The 11,702-nt window shown below is 67.5% G+C and carries 10 protein-coding genes; all 10 read left to right on the top strand.

Going from position 1 to position 11,702, the window contains the following annotated elements:
• Nucleotide 1: 1 nt before the first annotated feature.
• The 10 genes from QX073_RS25035 to QX073_RS24990 all read left to right on the top strand — a co-directional run bounded on the left by QX073_RS25035 (nt 2) and on the right by QX073_RS24990 (nt 11,701).
• Nucleotides 2–1,090, top strand: coding sequence for a branched-chain amino acid ABC transporter permease (locus QX073_RS25035; protein ID WP_410052389.1), 1,089 nt, complete (start codon nt 2–4; stop codon nt 1,088–1,090).
• Entirely contained in the window at nt 1,083–1,865 is a 783-nt protein-coding gene (locus tag QX073_RS25030) for an ABC transporter ATP-binding protein (RefSeq protein ID WP_316226546.1), read from the top strand. Before QX073_RS25035 ends, QX073_RS25030 begins: the two co-directional genes overlap by 8 nt.
• Nucleotides 1,858–4,077: an ABC transporter permease gene (locus QX073_RS25025; RefSeq protein ID WP_316226545.1), complete on the top strand. Its 2,220-nt coding sequence runs from the start codon at nt 1,858–1,860 to the stop codon at nt 4,075–4,077. Before QX073_RS25030 ends, QX073_RS25025 begins: the two co-directional genes overlap by 8 nt.
• A 5-nt stretch (nt 4,078–4,082) precedes the next feature.
• The gene (locus QX073_RS25020) at nt 4,083–4,928 is read left to right on the top strand and encodes a phosphoenolpyruvate hydrolase family protein (protein WP_316226544.1); all 846 of its coding nucleotides are present in this window, start codon (nt 4,083–4,085) and stop codon (nt 4,926–4,928) included.
• Nucleotides 4,929–5,004: 76 nt separating this feature from the next.
• A complete protein-coding gene (locus tag QX073_RS25015; protein WP_316226543.1) occupies nt 5,005–7,902 on the top strand; it encodes a flotillin family protein in 2,898 nt (965 codons plus the stop codon).
• A 6-nt stretch (nt 7,903–7,908) separates the two neighbouring features.
• Complete coding sequence (locus QX073_RS25010; RefSeq protein ID WP_315717441.1) at nt 7,909–8,346, top strand: SRPBCC family protein; 438 nt, start codon at nt 7,909–7,911, stop codon at nt 8,344–8,346.
• A gap of 4 nt (nt 8,347–8,350) precedes the next feature.
• A complete protein-coding gene (locus QX073_RS25005; RefSeq protein WP_316226542.1) occupies nt 8,351–8,794 on the top strand; it encodes an SRPBCC family protein in 444 nt (147 codons plus the stop codon).
• 15 nt (nt 8,795–8,809) lie between these two features.
• Complete coding sequence (locus tag QX073_RS25000) at nt 8,810–9,631, top strand: FAD binding domain-containing protein (RefSeq protein WP_316226541.1); 822 nt, start codon at nt 8,810–8,812, stop codon at nt 9,629–9,631.
• A 3-nt stretch (nt 9,632–9,634) separates the two neighbouring features.
• Nucleotides 9,635–10,114 carry a (2Fe-2S)-binding protein gene (locus QX073_RS24995; RefSeq protein ID WP_315717444.1) on the top strand — a complete coding sequence of 160 codons (480 nt, stop codon included), beginning with the start codon at nt 9,635–9,637 and terminating at the stop codon, nt 10,112–10,114.
• Nucleotides 10,115–10,126: 12 nt separating this feature from the next.
• On the top strand, nt 10,127–11,701 hold the full coding sequence (locus QX073_RS24990; protein ID WP_316184413.1) for a xanthine dehydrogenase family protein molybdopterin-binding subunit: 1,575 nt from the start codon (nt 10,127–10,129) through the stop codon (nt 11,699–11,701).
• Nucleotide 11,702: the final 1 nt, after the last annotated feature.

Here is an 11,702-nt window from a genome sequence, read left to right as displayed (position 1 = left end):
GATGTCGCTGATCCAGGAGGCAAGTGCGCGGGAGAGCATGCTGGCAGGCGGCGCCGCACGGCAGCCGGCCGCATGGTCGGCCACCGAGCAGCCCTGGGCCTGGGCGGTCTCCGCGCTGCTGCTGATCATGCCACTGATCGCCAACGGCTTCTTCCTGATCGAGATCTTCGGCACGACCCTGATCCTCGGCACCATCGCGCTGAGCCTGATGTTCCTCGCCGGCTATGGCGGCATGGTCAGCCTGATGCAGCTGACGATCGCGGGCTTTGCCGGCTACATGGTCGCCGTGTTCGGCGTCAGCGGCAACGCCAATATCAGCCTGGGATGGCCGTGGTGGTTGGCGACGCCGGTGGCCCTGGTGCTCGCGGTGCTGTTCGGCACGCTGGGCGGCGCGCTGGCGGTACGCACCGAGGGCATCTACACCATCATGATCACGCTCGCCATCGGCGCGGCGTTCTATTATTTCACCAATCAGAACTGGGCGATATTCAACGGCCACACCGGCATCAACACGATCGCCACGCCGCATTTTCTCGGCGTCGATTGGCGCATGGACATCGCGTTCTATTACCTGACGCTGGCGGTGGCCGCACTGGGCTATTTCGCTGTGCTCTATCTGTCGCGCGCGCCGTTCGGCCTGGCGCTGCAGGGTGTGCGCGACAATCCCAGACGCATGGCCGCGCTCGGCTTCAACGTCAATGCACATCGCATCGCCGCCTATGCGTTCGCGGCCCTGATCGCCGGCATGGGTGGCGTGCTGCAGGTCTGGAACTATCGGCAGATCTCGCCCGGATCTGTCGCGGTCGAGCGCTGCATCGACATTCTCATCGTCGCCGTCGTCGGCGGCATTACCCGGCCGGTTGGGCCCTATATCGGCGCCTTCATCTTCGTCATCCTGCGCACTTTCGCGCTCGACTTCCTGGTGAAGGTCGGGCTCGACGGCAACCGGTTCCGGCTGCTGATCGGGCTCGGCTTTCTCGCTATCGTGTTCTGGTCCTCCGACGGCGTCATCGGGCTCTATGAGCGGTGGCGCCGTCGCAGCGAGGCATCGGAGCCGCGGTCGCGCCCCGGAGGTCACGGCCATGGATAGGGTCGCGGACCGGCTCTCGGCGCTCGGCTCGACTGCAGCCCTCGAATTGCGCGGTGTCACGCGGATGTTCGGTGCGCTCGCCGCGCTGACCGACATCACGATCACGGTGCGGCCCGGCGAGCGGCGCGCGGTGCTCGGCTCGAACGGCGCCGGCAAGACCACCTTGTTCAACTGTGTGACCGGCGACTTCCTGCCGACCTCAGGCACGATCCGCTTCTTCGGCGAGGACATCACCGCCTTTCCGCCCTACGAGCGGATCCGCCGCGGGCTGCGCCGTACCTACCAGATCTCGGCGCTGTTCCTCGGCCTGTCGGTGCGCGACAATGTCTATCTGGCATGCCGTGGCGTCTCGCGCGCGCGCTTCTCGATGCTGCGTCCCAGCGCCAATGACGCCCTGATGCAGGCGGCCGAGCGCCTGATCGAGGCCGTGCATCTGACGTCCGTGCGTGATCAACTGGTTTCGGAGCTCGCCCATGGCCAGCAGCGGCAGCTCGAGATCGCGCTGGCGCTGGCCGGCGCGCCCCGATTCATCCTGTTCGACGAGCCGGCGGCGGGTCTGTCGCCGACCGAGCGGCGCGAGCTGGTCGAGATCCTGACGTCGCTGCCGCCGCACATCGGTTACATCATCATCGAGCACGACATGGACGTGGCGCTGCGCGTCGTCGAGAGGGTAACGATGATGCACAACGGCCGCATCTTCAAGGAAGGCGCACCGCAGGAGATCGAATCCGATCCGGAGGTGCAGGAGCTCTATCTCGGAGGCGGCCATGAATGACGTCCGCCGCTCCGCGCCTGCGCTCGAGGTCCGCGGCCTCGACGTGTACTACGGCCATTCGCATGCGCTGCAGGGCGTCGATCTCCGGCTCGACAGCGGCGTGTTCTCGCTGGTCGGCCGCAACGGCATGGGCAAGACGACGCTGTGCAAGGCCATCATGGGCCTGCTGCGGCCGTCCGGCGGGACGGTGCGGCTGCGGGGGGAGGATATCACGGGCCTCAATCCCGCGCGTATCGCGCGGCTCGGCGTCGGCTACGTGCCGCAGGGGCGGCGGCTGTGGCGCTCGCTCAGCGTCGACGAGCATCTGCGACTCGCCGCCGGCCAGCGCCGCGGCGCCTGGACTGTCGAGCGCGTCTACGAGACGTTTCCGCGGCTCGCCGAGCGCCGCAGCAACGGCGGCGGGCAGTTGTCGGGCGGCGAGCAGCAGATGCTGGCGATCTCGCGCGCGCTGCTGACCAATCCGCGGCTCCTGATCATGGATGAGCCGACAGAGGGCCTGGCGCCGGTCATCGTCGCCCAGGTCGAGGAGATGCTGATCCGGCTCAGCCAGGACGGCGACATGGCGGTGCTCGTGATCGAGCAGAACATCGGCGTTGCGACCACGATCTCGTCCCGCGTCGCGATCATGGTCAATGGCCGCATCAACCGCATCATCGACTCGGCCCGGCTCGCCGCCGACCGCGAACTGCAGCAGCGCCTGCTCGGCGTCGGCCAGCATGCCGGCGACGAAACCGATCTCGGGACGGGCGAGGTTCAGGAGATGCCCGCCGCGCGTGCGGCGGTGCCAACGACGCCGAAAGCTGCGCCCGTCAAGGTTTACGTCTCTAATCCCGTGCTGCCGACGCGCTGGTCGCAGCCGGTTCCGATCGCGCAGATCGAGGCCAAGGCGCGCACGCTCTCCACCAGCGTCAGCCGACTTGACGAGGCCGCGCGCCAGGGCCGTGAGCTCGCCGCGCCGATCACGTCAGGTCCGCCCGCGGTGATCGTCGCCGGCACGCTCGACACCAAGGGCGACGAACTGCGCTTCATCCGCGATCTCGTCGCGAGCCACGGGCTGCGCACCCGGCTGGTCGACGTCTCCACCAGCGGACGCCATACGAGCTGCGACGTCTCGGCCCAGGAGATCGCACTCAATCATCCGCGCGGCGGTCCCGCCGTGTTCGGTGCCGATCGCGGCGCATCCGTCACCGCGATGGCGGATGCGTTCGGGCGCTGGCTGCGCCGGCAGGACAATGTCGCAGGTATCATCTCGGCGGGCGGCTCCGGCGGAACGTCGCTGGTCGCGCCGGGCATGCGCGAGCTCCCCGTCGGTGTGCCCAAGCTGATCATCTCCTCTGTCGCATCCGGTGACGTCGGCGCCTATGTCGGGCCGGCCGACATCGCGATGATGTACTCGGTCACCGACGTTCAGGGTCTCAATTCGATTTCGCGCGCGGTGCTGAGCAATGGCGCGCATGCGCTAGCCGGCATGGTGATGGCCCGCGAGCGGCAGTCCGCTGTCGCTGACAGCGCCCGACCGCAACGTCCCGCGATCGGCATCACCATGTTCGGCGTGACCACGCCGGCGGTGCAGAAGCTCACGGCCGAGCTGCGCGACGACTACGAGTGCCTCGTCTTCCACGCCACCGGCGTCGGCGGCCGTTCGATGGAGAAGCTGGTCGATTCCGGCATGCTCGCCGGCGTGATCGATCTCACCACGACCGAGGTCTGCGACCTGCTGATGGGCGGTGTGTTTCCGGCGACCGAGGATCGCTTCGGCGCGATCATCCGCAGCCGCGTGCCCTATGTCGGCTCGGTCGGCGCGCTCGACATGGTGAATTTCGGCGCGCCCGAGACCATTCCCGAGCGCTACCGCGGCCGCAAATTCCACGTGCACAATCCGCAGGTCACGCTGATGCGGACGACGGCCGCGGAGAACGCGCAGATGGGGCGCTGGATCGGCGAGCGGCTCAATCGCATGGACGGATCGGTCCGGTTTCTCCTGCCGGAAAAGGGCGTCTCCGCGCTCGATGCGCCTGGGCAGCCGTTCTTCGATCGCGAGGCGGATGAGGCGCTGTTCCGCAGTCTCGAGCAGACCGTACGGCAGACCTCGAGCCGGCGCCTTATCCGCGTGCCGCATCACATCAACGACAATGAGTTCGCAGCAGCGGTCGTCGGCGCCATCCGGCCGATGCTCGGGCGGCTGCCGGCGCGGCGCAGACAGGCGAGGTGATGGTCATGCCGAGATATGAGCGCGCACCGCTGCTGAAGAAGTTTCGCGACATGGTGCGCCGTGGCGTGCCGATCATCGGCGGCGGCGCCGGCACCGGCCTGTCGGCCAAATGCGAGGAGGCCGGCGGCATCGACCTGATCGTGATCTACAATTCCGGCCGCTATCGCATGGCCGGCCGCGGCTCGCTCGCCGGACTGATGGCCTATGGCGACGCCAATGCCATCGTGGTCGAGATGGCGAGCGAGGTGCTGCCGGTGGTGAAGTCGACCCCGGTGCTCGCGGGCGTCAACGGCACCGACCCGTTCCGCGACATGGATGGGTTCCTCGATGAGCTGAAGGCACTCGGCTTCTCCGGTGTGCAGAACTTCCCGACCGTCGGCCTGATCGACGGCACTTTCCGCGCCAATCTCGAGGAGACGGGCATTTCCTACGCGCTGGAGATCGACATGATCGGGCGCGCGCATGACAAGGACCTGCTGACGACGCCTTACGTCTTCAATGAAGCCCAGGCCGCGGGCATGGCGATCGCGGGCGCGGACATCATCGTCTGCCATCTCGGTCTGACAACTGGCGGCTCGATCGGCGCGCAGACCGCGCCCAAGCTCGAAGACTGCCCCGGCCTGATCGACAGCTGGGCCTCGGCTGCGCTCAGCGTCAACCCCGAGATTCTGGTTCTGGCGCATGGCGGCCCGATCGCGGAGCCGTCCGACGCCGACTTCATCATGAAGCACACCAAGAACTGCCATGGCTTCTACGGCGCCTCCTCGATGGAGCGGCTGCCGGTGGAGCGCGCGTTGACGGAACAGGTGCGACATTTCAAGGCGATCAGCGCGCGGCCGCGCCGCGTCTGAGGCGACAACATGAGATCCGGCAGCAGCGGCGCCGAGGCGCCGCATTCGCCGGACGAGAGACTGAGGGAGGAATGAGATGTCCGGGGCTTTGATCGGTGAGCTGATTCTTTGGCTGATCATTGCGATCATCGTCATCGTGGTCGCGGTCTACATCGTCAACTGGCTGTATCACCGCTCCTCGAAGGAGGTGTCCTTCGTCCGCACCGGCTTCCTCGGGGAGCGCGTCGTGATCAATGGCGGCGCCTTCGTGCTGCCCTTCATTCACGACTATACGCCGGTGAACATGAACGTGCTGCCGATGGGTATCACGCGCGCGCGGCAGGACGCCGTCATCACGCGCGACCGCATGCGGGTCGACGTCGAGGCCGACTTCTACGTTCGTGTCCAGCCGACGCGCGAGGCGGTGTCGATCGCGGCGGCGACGCTCGGCCGTCGCACGCTCGAGCCGGAGCGGCTGCATGCGCTGCTGTCCGGCAAGTTCATCTCGGCCATGCGCTCGGTTGCCGCTGAAATGACCATGGAGCAGATGCACGAGCAGCGCGGCGACTACGTGTCCCGTCTCAAGGCGGCCGCGGCCGAGGCGCTGGCCCAGAACGGCCTGGAGCTGGAATCGGTGGCGATCACCGATTTGGACCAGACAGATCTCGAATTCTTCAATCCGTCGAACCGGTTCGATGCCGAGGGCCTCACGCGGCTGATGGAGGACATCGAGAGCAAGCGCAAGCTGCGCAACGATATCGAGCAGGACTCGATGATCAAGATTCGGACCCGCAACCTCGAAGCCGAGCGCGAGGCGCTCGATATCGAGCGCGAGAGCGAGACGGCGCGGCTGGAGCAGGAGCGCGACATCGAGATGCGCCGCGCCCTGCAGCGGACGGAGGTGGCGCGGGAGCGGGCGCTGCGCGAGACCGAGGCCGAGCAGGCACAGATCATGGCGCGCGAGGCGATCGAGAAGGCGCGGATCGCGAACGAACTGACGATTGCCGAGGCCCGAATCGCGGCCGAGCGCGACACGCGGCAGCGCGAGATCGAGCGGACGCGTGCCGTCGAAGAGAGGGAGCTGCTGGCGCGCGAGGACATCGAGAAGGCGCGGATCGCCAACCAGCGCGCGATCGACGCCGCGCGCATCGAATCTGAGCGCGAGGTGCGCCAACGCGATATCGAGCGGACACGCACCATCGAGCAAGCCGAGATCGCCGCGCGCGAGGCGGTGGAGAAGGCCAGGATTCAGCAGGACCGCGTCGTCTCCGATGCGCGCATCGCCAATGACGAGGAGACACGCCGCCGCGAGATCGAACGCACCCGCGCGATCGAGCAGGCGGAGATCGCCGCGCGCGAGGCGACCGAGAAGGCGCGCATCGCGCAGACCATGATCGTCAATCTGGAGCGCATCAGCTCCGACGAGCGCACCCGCGCCACCGAGATTGCCCAAGTGCGCAACATCCAGGAGGCTGAGATCGAGGCGCAGAAAGCGGTCGAGGCCGCCCGGATCGCGCGCGAGCAGGCATTGTCGGCGGAACGGATCGCCGCCGAGCACGCCACGCGCAGGCTGGAGATCGAGCGCAACCAGGGCATCGAGATCGCCGGCATCGCCGCGCGCGAGGCGACGGAGGCCAGCCGCATCGCGCAGGAGGAGCGGGTGCGTGCGCTGGAGATCGCGCGGATCCGGACCATCGAGGAGGCCGATATCGCCTCGCGCGAGGCGATCGAAGCGGCCCGCATCGCCCAGGAGCTGGCTGTAACAGCCAAGCGGATCCAGTCGGAGAAGGAGACGCGCAGCCTGGAGATCGAGCGCACTGAGGCCGTCGAGGCCGCCGATCTGAAGCGTCGGGAGGCGGTCGAGCGGCGCCGCATCGAGGTCGAGCTGGCGCTGGAGGCCGAGCGCATTGCCTCGTCGCGGACGCGCGAGGTGCTCAACATCGACCACAAGAAGGCGATCGAGCTCGCCGACGAAACCCGTGTCATCGAGCTCGCCGCCAAGCGCGCCGAGCGCATCGATGCGGATCGTCAGGTCAAGGAAGCCGAGATCGTCGCGCGCAAGCAGGTCGAGACCGCCGATGTCTCGCGCGAGCAGGCGCTGGAGGCCGTCCGGTTGGAGCGTCGTCGGGCGATCGAGCAGCTCGAGGTCGCGCGCGTCCAGTCGCTGCAGGAGGCCGAGATCGCGGCCCGTGAGGAGGTCGAACGCGCCCGCATCGCCTCGGATCGTGGTCTCGACGAGGCCCGCATCGGCCGCGAGCGCGAGCTGCGTAAGCTCGAAGTGAACCGCGAGAAGGACGTCGAGACGGCGCTGATGGAGAAGGCCATCGCGCTGTATCAAAAATCGCTGGAGGAATCCGCGGCCAAGGTCGCGGCCGAAGAGGCGCGCTCGCGTGCAACGGAAGCGGCGGAGAAAGTCGTCACGGCGCGCGAGAGCGAGATTGCCCGCCGCCGTAAGACGGTCGAGGTGCTGCTGGCCGAGAAGCAGGCCGAGGAGACGCGGATCGCCGCAGAGGCCGAGCGGGTTCGTGCCGCGGTCGAAGCGGAGGCGCAGAAGCTGCTCAACGAGGCCGAGAACGTCCTGACCGACCAGGCACGCTACTCGCTGTTCCGGCGCAAGCTGCTCGACCGCATCGAGGGCATCGTGCGCGAGAGCGTCAAGCCGATGGAGAAGATCGAGGGCATCCGCATCCTGCAGGTCGACGGCTTGAACGGAAATGGCGGCAACGGCAATGGCGGCCGCAGCGCGACCGACGAGGTGATCGATTCCGCGCTGCGCTACCGCGTCCAGGCGCCGCTGATCGACTCGATCCTCTCCGATATCGGCGTCGAGGGCGGCAGCCTTGCCAAGATGCCGGGCCTGATCCGCGAGGCCCGGGACATGCAGGGCATCCGGAAAGAAACCTCGGCGCGCAAGGAGACAGGCGGCGGCGCCGGATCGGGCGAGGGCAGCCCGTCCGAGCCGCCGACCGATCGCGGTCCGCGCAAGAAGGGTTGATGCGAGATGGCGAGGGTTTACGTCTCCACCGTCGTGAGTGCCCGCAACGATCGGGTGTGGGCGCGCGTCCGCGACTTCAACGGCCTGCCGAACTGGCATCCGGCGATCGCCGAAAGCCGGATCGAGGGCGGCGAGCCCGCCGACAAGATCGGCTGCGTCAGGGATTTCCGGCTTCGCAACGGCGACCGCATTCGCGAGAAGCTGCTCGGCCTGTCGGACTACGACATGTTCTGCACCTACTCGATCCTGGAATCGCCGATGGGCGTATCGAACTACGTCGCGACCCTCAGGCTGACACCGGTCACGGACGGCGACAAGACGTTTCTGGAGTGGACCGCCGAGTTCGACTGCGCGCCGGAGCGCGAGGCTGATCTGGTGGCTTCGATCGGCGGCGGCGTGTTCCAGGGCGGCTTCGATGCGCTCAAGCGCGCGTTCGGGGGCTGACGCCGTGCCGCACGTGGTCAAGAGCACCATCATCGATGCGCCGACCGAGGCCGTGTGGGAGGTGCTGCGCGACTTCAACGGTCATGATCGCTGGCACCCGGCGGTGGCGACCTCTGCGATCGAGCGTTCGCAGACGTCCGACAAGATCGGCTGTGTCAGGCGCTTTCGTCTGAAGGACGGCTCCGAGCTGCGCGAGCAGTTGCTGGCGCTGTCCGATCTCGAGCAGAGCTTCAGCTACTGTCTGCTCGATACGCCGGTCCAGCTGTTCAACTACGTCGCCCATGTCCGGCTGCTGCCGGTCACCGATGGTGATCGCACCTTCTGGCACTGGGAGAGCCGCTTCACGACGCGGCCCGAGCTGGCCGAGGCGCTGTCGCGCATGGTGGCAGAAAACATCTACCAGGCCGGCTTTGAGGCGATCCGATCGCATCTGAAGCAGGCGGCATGAGGACGAGGTGAATCGATGCCGGTCACGGTGAAGACGTTTCAGGCCGCGAGCGAAGCAGCGTCTGCGCTGTCGTCGGACCGCGCCGCGCGCTACCTGGGCGGCGGCACGCTGGTCATGCGCGATCTCAACGAGGGCGACGTCTCGATTGCGACGGTCATCCGCGCCACCGACCGGACCTTGCAGGGCATCGATGCGGCAGGCGCACGCATCAGGATCGGCGCCGGCGTCACCTTCGCCCGCGTGGTGGCCGAACGCGATCTCGCCTTCCTGCATCCGGCGGCGCGCTCGATCGGCGGCCCGGCGGTGCGCAACATGGGGACCGTCGGTGGCAATCTGTTCGCGCCGGCGCCGTTCGGCGACTTCACGGTGGCGCTGCTGGCGCTCGACGGCATCGTCTCGCTGCAGGGCGGCTTCGGCGTCAGGGACATGCCGATCGAGGAGTTCCTGCAATCGCGCGACCGCCAGGCCGGTGCGCTGGTGGTCGGCGTGTCGTGCATCCGGCCTGCGTCGGCGGATGCGTTCCGCTATCGCAAGATCGCCCGCATCAAGCCGAAGGGCGGATCGGTGATCACGCTTGCGGCGCATCTTCCACAGAGTGGCGGCCGCGTGACCGGCGCGCGGATCGCGCTGGGATCGATGGCCCCGACCGCCATCCGCGCCAAGGCGGCCGAGCGCGCGCTCGAAGGGCGGCCGTTCGACGGCGGCGCGATCAGTGCCGCCGCTGCTGCTGCGGCCGAGGGAACGGCACCCACCGACAATTCGCTGGCCAGCGCGTGGTATCGCCGCGAAGTGGTCGGCGTGCATCTGCGGCGGCTGTTGTCGGGACAGGAGAGCTAGAGCATGGCCAAGACCCCACTTCAGTTCCGGCACAATGGTCGCGATGTCGCGCTGTTCGTTGACGGCGGCACCAATCTGCTGGTCGTGCTGCGCGAGATGATCGGCGACCTCACGCCGAAATTCGGTTGCGGCCAGGGCGGCTGCGGCGCCTGCACGGTCCTCATCGATGGCGACGCGCACCTGTCTTGTCTGACGCTCGCCGAAGCCGTCGAGGGCCGCGCGGTCGAGACCCTCGACGGCATCAAGAGCGGTCCGAATTTGCATCCGCTGCAGCGCGCCTTCGCCGAGGGTTTTGCCGCGCAATGCGGCTACTGCACGCCGGGCATGCTGATGGCGGCGAAGGCGCTGCTCGACAAGATCCCGCAGCCAAGCCGCGAGCAGGTGGTGGAGGCGATTTCGGGCAACATCTGCCGGTGTACCGGCTACGAGCCGATCATCAATGCGGTGCTGGCGGCGGCCGCGTCGCTGCGCGCGAGTGCGTGAGGAGAGATCGCCATGCTGGAACTGCGCAAGGACATCTTCGCCGACGAGCGCGACGACAATCTCAACGAGGTCGGCAAGGGCACCCAACGCCAGGACATGCTCGGCCATGTCACGGGGACCTCGACCTATTTCAACGATCACAAGCTGCAGGGCATGCTGCATCTGAAGGTCGTCAGATCCACGCAGCCGCATGCGCGGCTGCGCCGCATCGAGACCAGCGAGGCCGAACGGAGCGAGGGCGTGCGGCGGATCATCCGCGGCAGCGACGTGCCGCGCAATCTCAATACGCTGCTCAGCCTGATCAATTTTGGCAAGGACGATGAGCCGACGCTTGCCGTCGACAAGGTCCGCTACAAGGGGGAGCCGATCGTTGCCGTGGTCGCGGATACGCCGCGCGCGGCGTACGAGGCGGCCGCCAAGGTGCGCGTGGACTACGAGACGTTGCCGGCGGTGTTCGACGTCGAGGAGGCGCTGAAGCCGGGCGCGCCTGTTGTCAACGAGACCTATCCGAAGAATACGTTCACCTATCACGACCGCTACGACCACCAGAAGTTGCGCTTTGGCGACGTCGAGCGCGGCTTTGCCGGCGCCGATCATGTCTTGGAACAGCGCTACCAGATGTCGCCGATCGAGCACGCGCCGGTCGAAACCAACGGCTCGATCGCCGCGCCCGACACCAACGGCCGCTACGTGGTCTATACCTCGACCCAGGCGCTGTTCTTCTCGCTCGACACCTGCGCCAAGATCCTCGATCTGCCGTCGAACACATTCCACTTCATCGGCGGCACGGTCGGCGGCGGCTTCGGCGGCAAGGTCGACACGCTGACCGAGCCGCTCGCCATTCTCGCTGCGATGTTGACGGGGCGCCCGGTGCGCTACGTGCTCGGACGAGAGGAGGAGATGCAGTTCGGGCCGCCCCGCGGTGCCGAGCGCATCTACATCAAGGACGGAGTCATGCGTGACGGCCGCATCGTGGCGCGCCAGATCCGCGGCTATTTCGACTCTGGTGCTTATACGCGGCTGTCGAGCTACGCGGTGGTCAAATGCGCCGCGCACCTGCCGGGGCCCTACACGATCCCGAACGTCCATGGCGACATCTACTGCATCTTCACCAACCGCACGCCGGCCACCGCGATGCGCGGCTTCGGCATCACCGGCATGGACTTCGCGCTCGAATGCCAGATGGACAAGCTCGCGCATCTGATCGGCATGGACCCGATGGAGTTTCGTATCCTCAATGCCTATCGCGACGGCGACATGAAGGCGCATCGCCGCGAGGCCAAGAACACCGCGCTGATCGAATGCGTCCAGGTCGCGGCCGAGAAGGCCAAATGGCCGATCCGCGAGGAGTTCCGGCGCATGTCCTCGCGCAAGGATGGCGGCGGGGCGCGGGCGGCTGTTCCCTCCACGCCACGAGAGCCGGTGAGCGCGCGGCCTGCGCCGGCGCAGCAACGCACCAGCTACGATCGTGGTCTCTCGGCGCCGCCACAGCCCGAGCCGCCACCACCTCCGCCAACGAGCCCGGCGCCTTCGCCGGGGCACGGCGCGACGCGGTTCTCGTCGGTGTTCGGCACGAGGAGGCGCTGAC

The sequence above is a fragment of the Bradyrhizobium sp. SZCCHNS3052 genome (genome assembly GCF_032484495.1).
In the GTDB taxonomy this organism is placed as follows: Bacteria; Pseudomonadota; Alphaproteobacteria; order Rhizobiales; family Xanthobacteraceae; genus Bradyrhizobium.
This window is presented reverse-complemented; position numbering and strand designations above follow the sequence as displayed.